Genomic DNA, 17,534 nt, shown 5'->3' with positions numbered 1-17,534 from the left:
CTATCCCTTCCGGCCGATGCGCGGCTCCGTGCCGGCGATCAGGCGTTGGATATTGCCGCGGTGGCGGATGACGACCAGGGCGGCGATGCCGGCGCTGAACAGCGCCAGGTCCGGCCGCCCGGCGATCAGCGCCACCACCGGTGCCGCGGCGCAGGCCGCGAGCGAGGCGGCGGAGGACATCCGCAGGGCGAAGGCCATCGCCAGCCAGACCAGCGCCGTCACGAGGCCCAGCCACCAGGCCGCGGCGAGCAGCACGCCGCCGCCGGTCGCCACGCCCTTGCCGCCCTTAAAGCCCAGCCAAACCGGGAAGGCATGGCCCAGCATGGCGCCGAAGCCGGCGGCGAGCCCGGCCTGTTCGCCCCACCATTGCCCGGCCAGCCAGAGTGCCAAAGCGCCCTTGCCGATATCCAGCGCCAGGGTGGCCGCCGCCAGCGGCTTGTTGCCGGTGCGCAGCACGTTGGTGGCGCCGATATTGCCCGAGCCGATGGCGCGGATATCGCCGAGCCCGGCGGCGCGGGTGAGCAGCAGGCCCCAGGGGATGGAGCCGAGGACATAGCCCAGGATGAGGCCCAGCAGCAGGCTCATGCGCCGAAGACCCGGCGACCGGCCTTCCAGGTGCCGAGGACGATGCCTTCCAGCGCCCGGCCATCGAAGGGGGAATTCTGCGCCTTGCCGGGCAATGCGCCGGCCTTCACCTGCCAGCCACGGTCGAGGGCGAAGAGCACGAGATCGGCGGCCGCGCCCTTGGCCAGGCGGCCAACCGGCAGGCCGAGCAGGGCGGCCGGCCGTGCCGTCAGCAGGTCGAGTGCCTGGAGCAGGGTCAGGTCGCCGCCATGGACCCGCGCCAGGGTGACGCCGAGCAGGGTGGCGAGGCCGGCACCGCCTGCCTCCGCCTGGGCGAAGGGCAGGCGCTTGTCGTCGGCATCGCGCGGCTGGTGGTCGGAGGCGATGGCATCGATGGTGCCATCGGCCAGGGCCGCCACCACCGCCAGCCGGTCGGCATCCGGGCGCAGCGGCGGCGAGAGCTTGGCATAGGTGCGCCAGTCGCCGATCGCCGTCTCGTTCAGGTCGAAATAAGGCGGGGCGGTGTCGCAGGTGACCGCGAGACCCTCCGCCTTGGCGGCGCGGATCAATGCCAGGGCGGCGCCGGTGCTGACATGGGCGAAGTGGACATGGCCACCGGTGAGCCGGGCGAGGGCGATGTCGCGGGCGACCATCATGGACTCGGCAGCCAGCGGGATGCCGGGCAGGCCGAGGCGCGTCGCCAGCTCGCCTTCGGTCGCGGCGCCGCCGGCGGCGAGGCTGGGCTCCTCCGGGTGCTGGACGATCATCCGGCCGAAGGCGCGGGCGTAGGACAGGGCGAGGCGCATGGTGCGGGCATTGCCGATGGCGCGTCGCCCGTCGGTGAAGGCGATGGCCCCGGCTTCCATCAGCAGCCCGTATTCGGCGAGCTCGCGGCCCTCGCACTGCTTGGTGGCGGCGCCATAGGGCAGCAGGGTGATGAGGCCGGTCGCCTCGCCGCGGCGGAGGACGAACTCCACCAAGGCGGGGTCGTCCAGCGCCGGATGGGTATCCGGCAGGGCGCAGAGGGTGGTGATGCCGCCGGCGACAGCGGCGGCGGCGGCAGAGGCGATGGTCTCCCGGTGCTCGAAGCCCGGCTCGCCGATCGCGGCGCGGAGGTCGATAAGGCCGGGGGCGAGGCAGAGGCCGGAGGCGTCGAGGGTGGGAATGCCTTCGGGTCGGCCGAAGCCGGTGCCGGCCTCGACGATCAGCCCGTCGCGGACCAGCAGGTCGCCGGAAGCATCCAGGCCGGTGGCGGGATCGAGCAGGCGGGCGCCGACGAAAAGAAGATCACGCATTGCGGCGAAGGTCCCGGGCCAGCACGTCCAGCACCGCCATGCGGCAGGCGACCCCCATTTCCACCTGTTCGCCGATGACGCTCCGTTCCGGGTCGTCGGCGATGGCGCTGTCGATCTCGATCCCGCGGTTCATCGGCCCGGGGTGCATGACGATGGCATCGGGCTTGGCCCAGGCCAGCTTCTCGGCATCCAGGCCGAAGAAGCGGAAGAACTCGCGGGAGGAGGGGACCAGGCCGCCGGTCATCCGTTCCTTCTGGAGGCGCAGCATCATCACCACATCGGCGCCGGCCAGGCCCTTCTTCATGTCGTGGAAGACCTCGACGCCGAGGCGCGCGGCCTCGGCCGGGATGAGGGTGGGCGGGCCGATCAGGCGGACCCGGGCATTCATCGCGGTCAGCAGGTGGATGTTGGACCGGGCGACCCGGCTATGCAGCACGTCGCCGCAGATGGCGACGGTCAGGCCCTCCAGCCTTCCCTTGCGGCGGCGGATGGTGAGCGCATCCAGCAGGGCCTGGGTCGGGTGTTCGTGGGTACCGTCGCCGGCGTTGATGACGCTGGCGGAAACCTTCTGGGAGAGCAGGGCCGGGGCGCCGGACTGGGCGTGGCGCACCACCAGCAGGTCGCAATGCATCGCGTTCAGGGTGCTGGCGGTATCCACCAGCGTCTCCCCCTTGTTCACCGAGGAGGTGCTGACCGCCATGTTGATGACATCGGCGCCCAGCCGCTTGCCCGCCAGCTCGAAGCTGGTGCGGGTGCGCGTGCTGTCCTCAAAGAAGAGGTTGATCAGGGTGCGGCCGCGCAGCAGGTCCCGCTGGGTTTTTCCCTGGCGGTTGAGCAGGGCATAGCTCTCGGCCAGGTCGAGCAGGGCGCCGATATGCGGCGGCTCCAGCCCCTCGATGGCGAGGAGGTGGCCATCGGGGAGGATGGGGAAGGAGAAGGACATTCAGGGGCAGCCTGTACCGGGTGGCGGCACCCTAGCCGCCGGGACGGTAGCGTCCAAGGCCGACTGCAGCATCCAGGCCGCCGCCGCGGCATCCACCGCCGCCGCCCGCTTGGCCCGGGTCAGGTCGGCCTCGCCGATCAGCATGCGGTTGACCGCGGCGCTGGACAGCCGCTCGTCCCAGAGCGCGACCGGCAGGCCGACCGCGGCGGCGATCGCCATGGCCCAGTCCTTGGCTGCCTGGGCGGCCGGGCCGAAGCTGCCGTCCATGGACAGCGGCAGGCCGGCGACCAGCCCGCCGACGTCCTCCTTGCGGATGATCGCGCCCAGTTCCGCCGCATTGGCCGCCAGCTTGCCGCGGCGGATGGAGCCATAGGGGCTGGCCAGCATGAGCGAGGGATCGGACAGTGCCAAACCGACCAGCTTGCTGCCGGGGTCGAGTCCGATCAGGCGTTTCCCGCGCGGCAAGCCGGAGCGAAGGTCAGTCAGGTTGAACAGGGCCATGGCCCGCCTTATAGCCCTGCCGCAGGTAAAGACTGGAATAGACCCATGTCCCTCGACACCGCCACGGTGAGGCGCATCGCCTCGCTCGCCCGCATCCGGCTGGAGGAGGCCGAGCTCGGCCAGGCCCAGGCCGAGCTGAACGGCATCCTCGGCTGGATCGAGCAATTGCAGGCTGTGAATACCGACGGGATCGAACCCATGGCCGGTGGCGGCGCGGTGGCGCTGCGGCCAAGGCCCGATGCGGTGACCGATGGCGGCCAGGCGGAGTGGGTGCTAGCCAATGCCCCGGATCGGCAGGGCGAATATTTCGGCGTTCCGAAGGTGGTCGAATAACATGCACCCGACCGATTTCACCCTGCGCGGCGCCATCGATGCGCTGCATGAGGGGATCATCAGTTCCGTCGAGCTGACCCAGGCGCATCTGGATGGCATCGCCGCGCTGAACCCGCGTCTGAATGCGTACATCAGCGTGACCGGCGAGCAGGCCCTGGAACAGGCGAAGGCCAGCGATGCCCGGCGCTCCGCGGGCGATGCCGGGCCGCTGGATGGCGTGCCGCTGGCGATCAAGGACCTGTTCTGCACCGCGGGGACGCGGACCACGGCGGGCAGCCGCATCCTCGGCAATTTCGTCCCACCTTATGAAAGCACCGTCTCCGGCAACCTGCTGCGGGATGGCGCGGTCTTCCTCGGCAAGGCGAATCTGGACGAATTCGCCATGGGCTCCTCCAATACCACCAGCGCCTTCGGGCCGGTGGAGAACCCCTGGTCGCGGCGGAACGACCCGGATACCCGGCTGGTACCAGGTGGATCCTCCGGTGGCTCGGCCGCCGCCGTCGCGGCGCGGCTGGCGCTGGGGGCGACGGCGACGGATACCGGCGGCTCGATCCGCCAGCCGGCGGCCTTCTGCGGCATCGCCGGGATCAAGCCGACCTATGGGCGCTGCTCGCGCTTCGGGATCGTCGCCTTCGCCTCCTCGCTCGATCAGGCCGGGCCGGTGGCCCGCACCGTCGAGGATTGCGCCATCCTGCTGAAGTCCATGGCGGGCTTCGATCCGAAGGACAGCACCAGCGCCGATGTCCCGGTGCCGGATTTCGCCACTGCCTGCGCCCGCGGGGTGAAGGGGCTGCGGATCGGCGTGCCGAAGGAATACCGGCTCGACGGGACGCCGCCGGAGATCGCGGCGCTGTGGGAACAGGGCCTCGCCTGGCTGCGGGCGCAGGGCGCCGAGACGGTCGAGATCAGCCTGCCGCATACGCAGTATGCGCTGCCGACCTACTACATCGTGGCGCCGGCGGAGGCGTCCTCCAACCTCGCCCGCTACGACGGCGTGCGCTTCGGCCTCAGGGTCACCGGATCGAACAGCGATCTGAAGGACCTGTATGAGCGCACCCGGGCCGAGGGCTTCGGCGCGGAGGTGCGGCGGCGCATCCTGATCGGCACCTATGTGCTGAGCGCGGGCTACTACGACGCCTACTACCTGAAGGCGCAGAAGATCCGGGCGCTGATCAAGCGGGACTTCGACGAGGCCTTCCAGAAGGTCGATGCCATCGTCACGCCGGCGACGCCTTCCGCCGCCTTCGGCATGGATGAGAAGCAGGACGATCCGGTGAAGATGTACCTGAACGACGTCTTCACCGTGACGGCGAACCTGGCCGGGCTGCCGGGGCTGGCGGTGCCGGCCGGGCTGGATGGGCAGGGGCTGCCGCTCGGGCTGCAGGTGATCGGCCGGGCCTTCGACGAGGAAACCGTCTTCGCCGTCGGCGCCGCCATCGAGCACGCCGCCAATTTCACCGCCTTGCCGGCTTTGAGGGCTGGACTATGAGCTACACGATCGAAGGCCGTACCGGCCCCTGGGAAATCGTCTGCGGCCTGGAGGTCCATGCCCAGGTCACCTCCGAGTCCAAGCTGTTCAGCGGCGCCGCCACCGCCTTCGGCGCCAGCCCGAATAGCCAGGTCTCCTTCATCGATGCCGGCTTCCCCGGCATGCTGCCCGTCATCAACCAGGAATGCGTGGCTCAGGCCGTGCGCACCGGGCTCGGGCTGAATGCCGAGATCCATCTGTGGTCACGCTTCGACCGCAAGAACTACTTCTATGCGGATCTGCCGCAGGGCTACCAGATCAGCCAGTTCGCTCATCCGATCGTGGGGACCGGCACGGTCGAGATCACCCTGGCCGATGGCGCGGTGAAGCATATCGGCATCACCCGGCTGCACCTCGAGCAGGATGCCGGCAAGTCGCTGCACGACCAGCATCCGCAGAAGAGCTTCATCGACCTCAACCGCTCCGGCGTCGCGCTGATGGAGATCGTCTCCGAGGCGGATATCCGGTCCCCGGAGGAAGCCGGCGCCTATCTGACCAAGCTGCGGCAGATCCTGCGCTACCTCGGCACCTGCGACGGCAACATGGATGAGGGCTCGATGCGGGCCGACGTCAATGTCAGCGTGCGGAAGTCGGGCGAGCCCTACCGGACCCGCTGCGAGGTGAAGAACGTCAATTCCATCCGCTTCGTCATGCAGGCGGTGGAGGCCGAGGCGCGGCGCCAGATCGAGGTCTGGGAGGAAGGCGGCGAAGTCGTCCAGGAGACCCGGCTGTTCGATACCAGCCGCGGCACGACGCGCTCCATGCGCTCCAAGGAAGACGCGCATGACTACCGGTACTTCCCCGATCCCGACCTGCCCCCGCTGGTGCTGGAGGCGGCCTGGGTCGAGCGTCTGAAGGCGGCGCTGCCGGAACTGCCGGATGCGCGGCGGGCGCGCTATGCCGCCATGGGCCTGTCTCCCTATGACGCCCATGTCCTGACCCTGGAGAAGGAGACCGCCGGCTTCTTCGAGGCGGTGGCCCAGGGGCGGGATGCCAAGACCGTGGCGAATTGGGTGACCGGCGATTTCTTCGCCGCGCTCAACCGCACCGGCCATGACATCGCCAGCAGCCCGGTCAGTGCCACGGGCCTGGCGGAGCTGCTCGACCTGATCGCCGACAAGACGATCAACGGCAAGATCGCCAAGGATGTGCTGGCTCTGATGTTCGAGACGGGCGAGGGCGCGACCGCCATCGTGGATGCCCGCGGGCTGCGGCAGGTGGTGGATACCGGCGCGATCGAGGCGGCCATCGATGCGGTGATGGCGGCCAATGCCGGCAAGGTGGCCGAATACCGCTCCGGCAAGGACAAGCTGTTCGGCTTCTTCGTCGGCCAGGTGATGAAGGCCATGCAGGGCAAGGGCAACCCGGCGCTGGTCAATGACGTGCTGAAGCAGAAGCTGGGCTGAAGGCGACGCCTGCCGCGGTTCGGCAGGCGTCGATCCATCCGGTGGTGGGTGACCTCACGGCGGGGCGCCCCGGGGGGAGGGCGCCGCGGCCTCAGGCCGCGACGGGAACGGCCTCGTTCAATTCGCGGGTCATGCCGGGGATCAGCAGCGCGTCGGCCAGGGCCCAGGTGCCGGTGGTGACGAAGCCGAGCAGGCCCAGGCCGCTCCAGATCAGCGGCACGGACAGGACGGTGATCGCGGCCATGCCGGCGGCCGAGAGGGTCCGGCCCAGATACAGGCGGTGCAGCCCGAAGATGCCGAACAGGGCCCATAGCACATAGGCAAGGCCTACCGACTTTCGGCGCGGCGCCGGAAGTGTCATCGCCAGCATGAAGATCATCCCCTAAATGTCGGCGCTGCAATCTTTTCCCCACCGCAGCGACGCCTGTGGAAATTGCGGCAGCGCAGTGCCGAAGGGAAGCCGTTTCGGCGTTCCGGTTACGGCTTCGTGGCCCGACGTGGCTGCGCCGCCACATGCGGCGCTCGCTCGCCAGCGGGAGGGCGCTCGGCTAGGCTGGGTGTGAAGCAACCGGAACGAGGCGATCGATGATCGAACTGCATACCTGGAACACGCCGAATGGTCGCAAGATCAGCGTGGCGCTGGAGGAGATGGGGCTGCCCTATAGCGTCAAGACCGTGAACATCAGCAAGGGCGAGCAGTTCAACCCGGAATTCCTGGCTTTCAGCCCGAACAACCGCATCCCCGCGATTATCGATCCGGACGGCCCGGGCGGCCAGCCGATCACGGTCTTCGAGAGTGGCGCCATCCTGCTTTATCTCGGCGAGAAGACCGGCAGGTTCCTGCCCGCCGACCTGCGGTCTCGGGTGCCGGTGCTGGAATGGCTGATGTGGCAGATGGGCGGCTTCGGCCCGATGCCGGGGCAGGTCCACCATTTCCTGATGCAGCCGGATGGTCCGGCCAAGGATTATGGCGTGAAGCGCTATGGCGATGAGACGAAGCGGCTCTATGGGGTGCTTGAGCGGCGCCTGGTGGGGCGGGAATTCGTTGCCACCGAGGGCGAGCCGAGCATCGCCGATTTCGCCATCCTCGGCTGGGCCTGGCGGCACGAGCGGCATCTGGTGCCCTTCAACGACCTGCCCAATGTGGCCGCCTGGTACGCCCGGATGATGGCGCGGCCGGCGACGGCAAAGGGGTTCGAGGTGGTGCTGGGCTAAAAAGCCCCCCATCCATTTTCCACCAAAGAATAAAGATAGATGAGGGTCCGGGAGAATACCTTCTCCCGGCCTTGCTTCTATAGCCGGTCGATCAATGCCGCCCCGCCCTTCATCACGAAGGGAATCCGCTCCCCCTGGCCGGTCAGCACGCCGATATCGGTCAGCGGATCGCCCTCCACCAGGATGAGATCCGCCAGTGCGCCGGCCGCCACCACGCCAAGCTGGCCATCCTTGTTCAGCAGGGCCGCATTCACGCTGGTCGCGCTGCGCAGCACCGCGGCGGCGGGCAGGGCCTGGCGGCGGATGACGAATTCATCCGATTGCCGGCGGTGCATGGTGCCGAGCAGATCGGTGCCGAAGCCCATGCGCACCCCGGCGCGCGACAGGATCTCGAGGCTGCCGAGGCCGGCGTCCTTGACGCTGGAGAGCTTCGCCATGCTCTCGGGCGGCATGCCCAGCGCTGGGCCTTCCTCGGCCAATGCGTCGTAGGTGACCAGGGTCGGCACGGCGAAGGCCTGCTTCTCCGCCATGAACTCGGCCGTGGCGACATCGATCAGGTTGGCGTGCTCGATGCTGCGGACGCCGAGCCGGACGGCGCGGTGGATGCTTTCCGGCGTATAGGCATGGGCGAGCACATAGCTGCGCCAGGCCTTGGCCTCCCAGACCGCGCAGGCGATCTCCTCGTCGCTGTACTGCAGGGCGTAGATCGGGTCGGAGGGGGAGGCGACGCCGCCGCTGGCCATGATCTTGATGGCATGGGCGCCGCGCTTCAGCTCGCCGCGGACCGCCTTCCGCACCTCGTCCACCCCATCGGCGATGACGGCGATGGCCTGGGTCGGGGCGCAGCAGCCACAGAACTGGTCGAGCATGACATTGGCCCGCATGTCGCCATGCCCGCCGGTCGGCGACAGTGCCCGGCCGGGGTAGAACAGCCGCGGCGCGGTGATCAGCCCGGTCTCGCAGGCAATGGCCAGGCCCCAGTCGGCGCCGCCGGCGTCGCGGATGCTGGTGAAGCCGCGCTTCAGCGAATCCTTCAGCCGTTCCGCCGCCTGAAGCGCCTGCAGGCTGCGCGGCAGCTTGTCCAGGCGGCCGAGATCGGCATCGACGCCATAGGCATGGACATGCGCATCGATCAGACCGGGCATCAGGGTGCGGCCGCCGCAATCGACGACTCGAGCGGTGCTGCTGGCGATGGGGCGGTCGGCGATCTCCTTGATCCGCTCGCCCTCGACCAGGACCTCCATCCCCTCCGCCAGGGCATCGGCCAGCCCGTCATACAGGCGCAGGTTGCGGAACAGCGTGGCGGCCATGGCGAACTCCTGGTTTGGCCGGCGCAGAGTGCCGCTCATCGGCTGTTCTGGCGAGGGTTTCATCCGCGGCGGGCCCGGGCTGAGGCATGGTGGCGCCATGATCCCTCGGCTACCGATGCTTCTCCTGCCGCTGGCCATCCCATTGGCCTTGGCGGCCTGCTCGCTCAGCGGCACCATCACCGACCACAGCGTCGCCTACAACACCACGGTGGAGGCGGCGACGGATACGCTGCTGGTCACCAATGTGCTGCGGGCGCGGGACCAGGCGCCGCTGCATTTCACCACCATCGGTGCCATCCATGGCTCCTTCAGCCTTTCGGCCGGGCTGGGCTACGACCTGACGGCGGTAAACAATGGAACGCAACCGGCGCTGCTGGCGGCGAGCAATCCCAGCTTCGACATCGGTCCGCTCGATCGGCAGGAATTCGCCCGCGGCCTGCTCAGGCCGATCGACCCGGTGCTGCTGCGGCTGCTCTCGGACCGGGGGCTGCCGGACCAGTTGCTGCTGTATCTGCTGATCTCGAAATTCGACGAGGGGCCGGGTGGTCGGCTGGTGCTCAACAATCCCGCGGCGCGGCAGCCACAGGAGCCGGAGGCGCGCCAGGCCTGCATCGAGGCCGGCATGGCTGCGGCGCCGCCCTGCGACCCGTTCCAATCCGTGGTGGAGGGACTGACCCGCTTCGGCCCGCTGCGCTTCAATGGCTATACCCGACTGATCCCGCTCGGCCCGCCACTGACCATGGCCCAGGCGGCGGACCCGGACCGGCTGGCGATGCTGAAGGAAACAGGCGTCACGCTGCGCCGCGCCGGGCCGGGCTGGCAGCTCTACCGGGCTGTCAACCAGTTGGTGATCTGCGTGCCGGGGCGTGGCGGCTATACCGCCCTGGCCTTGGACAGCGAGCCGCCGCAGGTTTCCCCCATCACCCAGGAGGGTGATCCCTGCAATGCCGATGAGGTCGCCGACCACGCCATCCCGGCCGGCCGGCCTGCGCCGCAGGGGGTCGCCTGGTACCTCCGGTCGGTGGACGAGATCCTGCACTACCTGGGCGCGGTCCAGAAGCGCGAGGAGGCGGGGATTGCCTATCGGGTCACCGTGCCGTCACGCGGCGGCGGGACCGCCTCGCCACGGCTGTTCCGGCTCTGGGCGGAGCGGCCGGAGCGGCCACGCATCGCCGCCGACTACCGCGGCCGGCGTTGGTGGGTGGCGGAGGAAGACCCGACTGAGGATCTGACCCTCCGCGTCCTGGCGCTGACGACGCAACTGCTCAACCTGCAGAAATCAGCCGGGGAGATTCCCTCCTCCGGCACCTTGCGGCTGGTGCGCTGAGTTCAGAACAGCAGGCCCTTCTTCAGCAGGCCGTGCACGCCCTTCTCGCCGTTCACCGTTTGGGTCACGTGGAAATCGACGGCGAGCGAGCAGAAGGCATAGGCCTGCTCGCGCGAGAGGTTGGTACGCGACACGATGAAGGCGATCATCTCGCGTAGCGCGCCCTTCATCGCCTGGTCCAGGTCCTCGTGCAGCCCCATGCTGATGTAATGGGTCGGCGTCTCGGCCCGCGGCTTCTCCAGCAGCGGCGCACCGCCCTCGGCCTTGTGCAGGATGAAGGTGAAGGTGCCGGTCAGGCAGGTCTCCAGGGCGGTGACGCAGACCTCGCCATCGCCCTGCACGCCATGGCCGTCGCCGGCGGAGAAATTGGCGCCGGGTACGAAGACCGGCAGGAACAGCGTGCTGCCCTGCGTCAGTTCCTTGTTGTCGAGGTTGCCGCCGTGGATGCGCGGTTCCTTGCTGCTGATCCGGCCGAAGGCGGGGGGCGGGGCCACGCCCATCACCCCGAAGAAGGGTGCCAGCGGCAGGTCGAGCCCCCAGGGCAGCCGGCAGGTGCGGGCGGCGGTATCGATCGGGATGATCATCTTCGCCGGCTCGGGGAAATCCTCCGGCAGGGTGCCGGCCAGCGGGCGGATGGTGTTGTAGCCCCAGTCCGAGCCCAGCTCGATCCGGTCGATCCGCACCTCCAGCATGTCGCCCGGCATGGCGCCGTCGATGGCGATGGGGCCGGTGCAGATATGCCCGGCGGGCATCCCCGGGTTGGCGGCCATGATGGCGGCGAGGGCCGGGGGGACGGTCATGCCGCTGCCCTCCGGCGGTAGCACCTCGTCGCGGCCGGAGACGCATTGCACCTCCACCGTATCGCCCGGGGCGATGGTCAGCACCGGTGGGAAGCGGGCATCGAAGGCGCTGACGCGAACGGTCTCCGGCGTGGCGGCAAGGCGGTGCAGGGACATGGATGGGTCTTTCGGCGGGGATGCCGCAGTGTCGGCGGCGGGGCGAGTCCTGGTCAACCGGGCGGCGCTCTGGCGTAGTCTCGCGCCGAGGAGGAAACCATCATGTCCGACCAGACCGAGGCCCAACGCCTCGTTGCGGAGCTGAATGCGCTGCTGCGGCTGAAGACCACCGTCATCGGGATGAAGATGTACGAGACGGTGGCCGAGATGGAGGCCATCCCGCGCATCCGCCGGCCGAAGACGGTCCATGCGACGGACCAGATCGTCAGCATGGCCTCGCGGCTCGGCTGGACCGTCGGCATCACCGGCGCCGATCTGGTCGGCAGCCAGTGCCGTGCCGTCATCGGCCTGGCGCCGCAGGATGAGGAATGGCGCCGGGGCGAGAAATACGTCGGGATCTGGCACGGCACCCAGCCGGATGCCCAGGCCCGGCAGGAGGCCTTGGATGTGGTCCCCTATGGCCGCTACCAGGCCATGGCCGTCAGCCCGCTGGACTCGGGCCGCATCCCGGAGCCGGATATCTGCCTGGTCTATGCGACGCCGGGGCAGATGATCATCCTCATCAACGGGTTGCAGTACCGCAATTACCGCAAGTTCGAATGGAGCGTCGCCGGCGAGAGCGCCTGCGCCGATAGCTGGGGCCGGGCGCTGAAGACCGGCGAGCCCAGCCTCTCGCTGCCCTGCTATGCCGAGCGCCGCTACGGCGGCGTGCCGGATGAGGAGATGCTGATGGCGCTGAAGCCGGCCGACCTGCGGGTCGCGGTGAATGGCATGCAGGCGCTGGCGAAGAACGGGCTGCGCTATCCGATCGCGCCCTATGGCATCCAGAACGATCCCTCGGCCGGCATGGGCGTGAGCTACGCCAAGCCCTGAGGAATTCTCTTGAACCTTGGCCGGGCGGGCCGCGATGCTCCGGCAAAAGCCGGGGAGACAATCCGATGGGGTTCCTGACCGATGACGAGATCGCCGCCCTGCGCCCGGCGCAGGAGGCGATGTTTCGTTCGCCGATCCCGACCCAGGTGGTCTCCTCGGATGAATTCGCCCCGGTGCCGCAGACCGCGCAGCAACGCGAGGTCGAGGCCCGGATCAAGTCCATGGCGGATGAGCTCGGCGGGCACCAGGGGCTGGACCGCCGCCGCTTCCTGACGACGGCTTCCGGCATGGCGGCGGCCTTCGTCGCCATGAACGATGTCTATGGTCCGGTCTTCGGCGTGAACCGGGCCGAGGCGACCGAGCCGGACCGCGCCGCCGGGCTGCGCGACCAGTTCATCATGGATGTCCATACGCATTATCTGCGCGAGGACACCCGGCTGATGGGCTTCGTCGAGATGCGGAAGGCGGTGGGGCGGGCCGGCTGGAACCCGGCGCTGAACCCGCAGGAGCAGAGCATCGAGAGCCTGATGTATGCCAATTGGTTCAAGGAGGTCTTCCTCGACAGCGACACCAAGGTCGCCCTCATCAGCGGCGCGCCGTCCGACCTGCCGCAGGACTGGTTCCTGACCAACGAGATGAAGTTCAACGCCCGCCGCCGCATCAACGAGGCCGCCGGCACCCGCCGCGCCATGAGCCATGCGATCTTCACCCCCGGCCAGCCCGGCTGGATGGATCAGGTCGAGCGCGCGATCGAGGAGCTGAAGCCCGATAGCTTCAAGGGCTATACGATCGGCGACAACACGAACAAGAACCTGGCGCAGTGGCCCTGGCGGCTGGACGACGAGAAGCTGCTCTATCCCTTCTACGAACGCCTGCTGAAGGCGGGGCACGACATCGTCTGCGTCCACAAGGGGCTGTTCCCGCCGAGCATCGAGGGGCGCTTCCCGCATCTGCGGCCCTATGCGACGGTCGATGATGTGGGCAAGGCGGCGAAGGACTGGCCGCAGATGCGCTTCGTCATCTACCATTCGGCCTATCGCTTCGCCGGCGGCGGCACCGCGGAGCAGGGACTGGAGCAGTTCAATGCCACCGGCCGGGTCGAATGGACCAGCGACCTCGCCGAGATTCCGGCGAAATACGGCGTCTCCAACGTTTATGGCGACCTCGGGCAGATCTTCGCCCAGACCACGGTGGTGCAGCCGCGGCTGGCGGCGGCGCTGATGGGGATCCTGGTGAAGGGCCTTGGCGCCGGCAACGTGGTCTGGGGGACGGATGCGGTCTGGACCGGCTCGCCGCAGTGGCAGATCGAGGCGCTGCGGCGGCTGGAAATCCCGGAGGATATGCAGCGGCAGCACGGATTCGCCCCGCTCGGCGCCGCGGATGGCCCGGTGAAGACGGCCATCTTCGGCGAGAATTCGGTGAAGATGTACAGTTACGACACCCGCCGCGCCGCCCTGGAGGGCGACGGTGTCGCCCGCGCGAAGGCGCAATATGCCGCGGCGGGTGGCGAGCGCAGCAACCTCGCCTATGGCTATGTCGCTGCCGGCTAGTCCTTGATCAGGGAAAGCAGCTCCCGCCGCGTGTCGAAATTCTCACGGAAGGCACCCAGCATCCGGCTGGTGACCATGGTCACCCCGGTCTGGTGGACGCCTCGCGTGGTCATGCACTGGTGCGCGCTCTCGATGATGACGGCGACGCCACGCGGCTGCAGTACCCGGTCGATGGTATTGGCGATTTGCGCCGTCAGCTTCTCCTGGATCTGCAGCCGCTTGGCATAGGCCTCGACCACCCGGGCCAGCTTGCTGATGCCGACCACGCGGCGGTCCGGCAGATAGGCGACATGGCAATGGCCGATGATCGGGACCATGTGGTGCTCGCAGTAGCTCTCCAGCCGGATGTTCTTCAGCAGCACGATCTCGTCGTAGCCCTCGACCTCGGCGAAGGTCCGCTCGAGCAGCGCCACCGGATCGACGGCATAGCCGGCGAAGAATTCCTCATAGGAGCGGACGACGCGGGAGGGGGTATCCAGCAGCCCCTCGCGGGTCGGGTCGTCGCAGGCCCAGCGCAGCAGGGTGCGGACGGCGGCTTCGGCTTCGGCACGACTGGGCCGGTCGGCGGGCGGGGTCATGGCGGTCCTCCTGCGGCAGCAACGCCGGTGGGGCGGGATCGTTCGGGGGCTGGCCGCTGGCGCTATTCCGCCGGCGCCAGCGCCGCCGCCCGGGGCCGCTTCCGGCCGAAGCCGTCCAGCGCCAGATAGACCACAGGCGTCGTATAGAGCGTCAGCAACTGCGAAAGCAGCAGACCGCCGATGATGGCGATGCCAAGCGGCTGCCGCAGCTCCGATCCCGCTCCGGAGGCCAGGGCCAGGGGCACCGCGCCGAAAACGGCGGCCAGGGTCGTCATCAGGATCGGCCGGAACCGCTCGCGGCAGGCCGCCAGGATCGCCTCCTGCCCGCCGATGCCCTCGCTGCGCTCGTGCTCCAGGGCGAAGTCCACCAGCATGATGGCATTCTTCTTCACGATGCCCATCAGCAGGATCACCCCGATGAGGGCGATGACGGTGAAGGGCGTGCCGGTGACGATCAGCGCCAGCAACGCACCGATGCCGGCGGTCGGCAGGGTCGAGAGGATGGTGACGGGGTGCAGCAGGTGCTCATAGAGCACGCCCAGCACGATGTAGATCGTCAGCAGCGCCGCCAGGATCAGCAGCGGCTGGTCGCGGGCGAAGGACTGGAAGGCGCGGGCATTGCCGGCGAATTCGGTCCGCATGCTGTCGGGCAGGCCGATCTCCCGCGCCGCCTCCTCCACCGCCGCCGATGCCTGGCCGAGCGACATGCCGGGCGCGAGGTTGAAGGTCAGCGTCGCCGCGGGGAATTGCCCCTGGTGGGTCACCGCCAGCGGTGCGGTGCTTCGGCTGAGCTGGACCACGCTCGAGAGTGGCACCTGGGTGCCGCCGGCGCCGGGAACGTAGATATCGTCCACCTGTTCGGGGAATTGCTGCAGCCCCGGCTCCAGCTCCAGCACCACCCGGTACTGATTGCGGGCGCGGTAGATGATGGACACCTGGCGCTGGGAGAAACCGTTGTTCAGTGCGGTGGCCACGGCCGAGACGCTGACCCCGAGGCGCGCCGCCGCCTCCCGGTCGATCACCAGTCGCGTCACCAGCCCGGCCCGCTGCTGGTCGGAGGAGACGTCGGTAAGGCCCTCCACCGTTCTCAGCTTCTGCACCAGCCGTTCGGACCAAATCTCCAGCCCCTCCAGATCCGGGGAGAGCAGGACGAATTGGAATTGCGCATTCCCGGCCCGGCCGCCGATGCCGATATCCTGCACCGAGCGCAGGAAGACCTGCATCCCCGGGAGGCTGCTGAGCGGGCGGCGCAGCCGGTCGATCACCTGGCTGGCGGTGACGTTGTCCCGTTCCGCCAGAGGCTTCAGGCTGAGGAAGATGCGGCCCTGGCTGACCGAGGAGTTGCCACCGCCGCCACCGACGGAGGAGGCGATGCCGGCGACCGCCGGGTCGCGCATCAGCACCGCCACCACCCGCTCCTGCATCTGCTGCATGGATTGGAATGATGTTTCCGGCGAACCACGGGTGGTGCCGATGATGAGGCCGGTATCCTGGTCCGGGAAGAAGCCCTTGGGCACGATCATGTAGAGCCACACCGTCAGCCCGATCAGGCCGATGGTGAGGACTAGCATGATGCGGCGGAAGCGCAGCACATGCCGCAGCGACCAGAGGTAGCCGCGTGTCATTCCCTCCATCGCCTGGTCCACGCCGCGGATGAGGATATTGGGCTTCGGCGGCGTGGCGCGGGCAAGGTGCGCGGCCATCATCGGCGTGAGGGTGAGGGAGACGACGCCGGAGATGGCGACGGCGATGGCGAGCGTCGCCGAGAATTCGCGGAACAGCCGACCGACGATGCCACCCATGAAGAGCAGCGGGATGAAGACCGCGATCAGGGAGACGGTAATGGATACGACGGTGAAGCCGATCTGCTTCGCCCCTTCCAGCGCCGCCTCGAAGGGTTTCATGCCGCGTTCCATCAGCCGCGCCATGTTCTCGATCATGACGATGGCATCGTCGACGACGAAGCCGACCGAGATGGTGAGCGCCATGAGGGAGAGGTTGTCGAGCGAATAGCCGAGCAGCCACATCACCGCGAGGGTGCCGAGCAAGGACAGCGGCACGGAGGCACCGGCCGCAGCCACCGCCGAGGTCCGGCCAAGGAACATCGCCACCACCGCGATGACCAGGGCGATCGAGATCAGCAGGGTCTGCTGCACGTCGTGCACGCTGGCGCGGATGGTCTCGGACCGGTCGCGGATGGTGCGGATCACCACGCCGCCCGGCAGCCACTTCTGCAACTGCGGCATCAGCTCCTGGATGCCGTCGACCACCTGGATGACGTTGGCATCCGACTGCTTGAAGATGATCATCATCACAGCCGGCCGGCCATCCACCGAGCCGCCCTGGCGCCGGTCCCGGACGTCGAGTGCGACGCGGGCGACGGAAGAGACGCGGACGATGGAACCATTGGCCGATTTGACGACGATCCGGCCGTAATCCTCGGGCGTGTTCAGCCGGTCGTTCACCATGACCGCGGCGGATTGGTCGGTGCCGTCGATGAGGCCGGTCGCCTGGGTGACGTTGTTGGCGGCGATGGCCTGCCGCAATGCCTCCAGCCCGACGCCCGCCGCCTTGGCCGCAGCCGGATCCACCGTGACGCGGATCGCCGGCTGCTCGGCGCCGGCGATGATCACCTGCGCGACGCCGCGCACCTGGGCGATGCGCGGCGCCACCACGCTATCGGCGGCGTCATAGACCGCGCCGGGGGAGACGGTTTCCGCGGCCATCGACATGATGAGCACCGGCGCATCGCCCGGATTGGCCTTGCGGAAATTAGGGGGGGAGGGGAGGCCGGCAGGCAGGTCGCTGCCCGCCGCATTGATCGCCGCCTGCACGTCCCGCGCCGCGCCCTCGACACTGCGGGAAAGATCGAATTGGATGACGATGCTGGTGCTGCCGAGCGAGGAGGTCGAGGTCATCTCCGACACGCCGGCGATGGCCCCGAGACGGCGTTCCAGTGGCCCGGCGACGGAGGAGGACATGGTCGCCGGATCGGCACCCGGCTGGCTGGCCGAGACGACGATGGTCGGCAGATCGACGCTCGGCAGCGGCGCGACCGGCAGGTTGAAATAGGCGACCAGCCCGGCGAGCGCGACGCCGATCGCCAGCAGCGCAGTGGCGATAGGGCGACGGATGAAGGGTTCGGAGATCGACAC

General features: G+C 68.7%; 16 protein-coding genes. 7 read left to right on the top strand and 9 right to left on the bottom strand.

All coding sequences use genetic code 11. From position 1 onward, the window contains the following. From plsY to ruvX, 4 genes are read right to left on the bottom strand one after another with little or no spacing between them, the layout of a single operon-like run. A complete protein-coding gene (plsY, locus tag AC0IW9_RS12545) occupies positions 1-585 on the bottom strand; it encodes a glycerol-3-phosphate 1-O-acyltransferase PlsY (protein ID WP_471648587.1) in 585 nt (194 codons plus the stop codon). Further along, positions 582-1,859, bottom strand: a complete 1,278-nt coding sequence (locus AC0IW9_RS12540; protein ID WP_471648586.1) for a dihydroorotase — start codon at positions 1,857-1,859, stop codon at positions 582-584. The genes plsY and AC0IW9_RS12540 overlap by 4 nt, the downstream gene beginning before the upstream one ends. Next, a complete protein-coding gene (locus AC0IW9_RS12535; protein WP_471648585.1) occupies positions 1,852-2,802 on the bottom strand; it encodes an aspartate carbamoyltransferase catalytic subunit in 951 nt (316 codons plus the stop codon). The genes AC0IW9_RS12540 and AC0IW9_RS12535 overlap by 8 nt, the downstream gene beginning before the upstream one ends. Continuing rightward, complete coding sequence (gene ruvX, locus AC0IW9_RS12530) at positions 2,803-3,303, bottom strand: Holliday junction resolvase RuvX (protein ID WP_471648584.1); 501 nt, start codon at positions 3,301-3,303, stop codon at positions 2,803-2,805. It abuts the gene before it with no gap. Between the two features lie 45 nt (positions 3,304-3,348). Between ruvX and gatC the strand changes: the two genes are divergently transcribed. Genes gatC through gatB form a run of 3 tightly spaced genes read left to right on the top strand, consistent with a single transcriptional unit; the run spans position 3,349 to position 6,570 of the window. Further along, the gene (gatC, locus tag AC0IW9_RS12525) at positions 3,349-3,636 is read left to right on the top strand and encodes an Asp-tRNA(Asn)/Glu-tRNA(Gln) amidotransferase subunit GatC (protein ID WP_471648583.1); all 288 of its coding nucleotides are present in this window, start codon (positions 3,349-3,351) and stop codon (positions 3,634-3,636) included. Position 3,637: 1 nt separating this feature from the next. After that, entirely contained in the window at positions 3,638-5,125 is a 1,488-nt protein-coding gene (gatA, locus tag AC0IW9_RS12520; RefSeq protein WP_471648582.1) for an Asp-tRNA(Asn)/Glu-tRNA(Gln) amidotransferase subunit GatA, read from the top strand. Further along, positions 5,122-6,570, top strand: a complete 1,449-nt coding sequence (gene gatB, locus AC0IW9_RS12515) for an Asp-tRNA(Asn)/Glu-tRNA(Gln) amidotransferase subunit GatB (RefSeq protein ID WP_471648581.1) — start codon at positions 5,122-5,124, stop codon at positions 6,568-6,570. Before gatA ends, gatB begins: the two co-directional genes overlap by 4 nt. A gap of 91 nt (positions 6,571-6,661) precedes the next feature. Here the strand turns inward: gatB and AC0IW9_RS12510 are convergent, their stop codons facing one another. Further along, entirely contained in the window at positions 6,662-6,949 is a 288-nt protein-coding gene (locus tag AC0IW9_RS12510; protein ID WP_471648580.1) for a TM2 domain-containing protein, read from the bottom strand. A gap of 206 nt (positions 6,950-7,155) precedes the next feature. On the opposite strand from AC0IW9_RS12510, the gene AC0IW9_RS12505 reads away from it, so the two are divergent. Further along, a complete protein-coding gene (locus tag AC0IW9_RS12505) occupies positions 7,156-7,785 on the top strand; it encodes a glutathione S-transferase family protein (RefSeq protein WP_471648579.1) in 630 nt (209 codons plus the stop codon). A 77-nt stretch (positions 7,786-7,862) separates the two neighbouring features. On the opposite strand, the gene AC0IW9_RS12500 is transcribed toward AC0IW9_RS12505, so the two are convergent. Continuing rightward, a complete protein-coding gene (locus AC0IW9_RS12500) occupies positions 7,863-9,095 on the bottom strand; it encodes a metal-dependent hydrolase family protein (protein WP_471648578.1) in 1,233 nt (410 codons plus the stop codon). A gap of 115 nt (positions 9,096-9,210) precedes the next feature. Here AC0IW9_RS12500 and AC0IW9_RS12495 point away from each other — a divergent pair, with 115 nt between their 5' ends. After that, positions 9,211-10,422: a hypothetical protein gene (locus AC0IW9_RS12495; RefSeq protein WP_471648577.1), complete on the top strand. Its 1,212-nt coding sequence runs from the start codon at positions 9,211-9,213 to the stop codon at positions 10,420-10,422. 2 nt (positions 10,423-10,424) lie between these two features. Here AC0IW9_RS12495 and AC0IW9_RS12490 read toward each other — a convergent pair whose 3' ends face one another. Beyond that, the gene (locus tag AC0IW9_RS12490; RefSeq protein WP_471648576.1) at positions 10,425-11,378 is read right to left on the bottom strand and encodes an acetamidase/formamidase family protein; all 954 of its coding nucleotides are present in this window, start codon (positions 11,376-11,378) and stop codon (positions 10,425-10,427) included. 102 nt (positions 11,379-11,480) lie between these two features. On the opposite strand from AC0IW9_RS12490, the gene AC0IW9_RS12485 reads away from it, so the two are divergent. Both AC0IW9_RS12485 and AC0IW9_RS12480 read left to right on the top strand, forming a co-directional pair. Then, positions 11,481-12,251, top strand: coding sequence for a DUF169 domain-containing protein (locus AC0IW9_RS12485; protein WP_471648575.1), 771 nt, complete (start codon positions 11,481-11,483; stop codon positions 12,249-12,251). Positions 12,252-12,316: 65 nt separating this feature from the next. Continuing rightward, on the top strand, positions 12,317-13,801 hold the full coding sequence (locus tag AC0IW9_RS12480; RefSeq protein WP_471648574.1) for an amidohydrolase family protein: 1,485 nt from the start codon (positions 12,317-12,319) through the stop codon (positions 13,799-13,801). Here the strand turns inward: AC0IW9_RS12480 and folE are convergent. Both folE and AC0IW9_RS12470 read right to left on the bottom strand, forming a co-directional pair. After that, on the bottom strand, positions 13,798-14,379 hold the full coding sequence (gene folE, locus AC0IW9_RS12475) for a GTP cyclohydrolase I FolE (protein WP_471648573.1): 582 nt from the start codon (positions 14,377-14,379) through the stop codon (positions 13,798-13,800). The two genes, AC0IW9_RS12480 and folE, sit on opposite strands and share 4 nt — an antisense overlap. Before the next feature lie 62 nt (positions 14,380-14,441). Next, the gene (locus tag AC0IW9_RS12470; protein ID WP_471648572.1) at positions 14,442-17,534 is read right to left on the bottom strand and encodes an efflux RND transporter permease subunit; all 3,093 of its coding nucleotides are present in this window, start codon (positions 17,532-17,534) and stop codon (positions 14,442-14,444) included.

The organism is Belnapia sp. AC561 (assembly GCF_979252845.1).
This window is presented reverse-complemented; position numbering and strand designations above follow the sequence as displayed.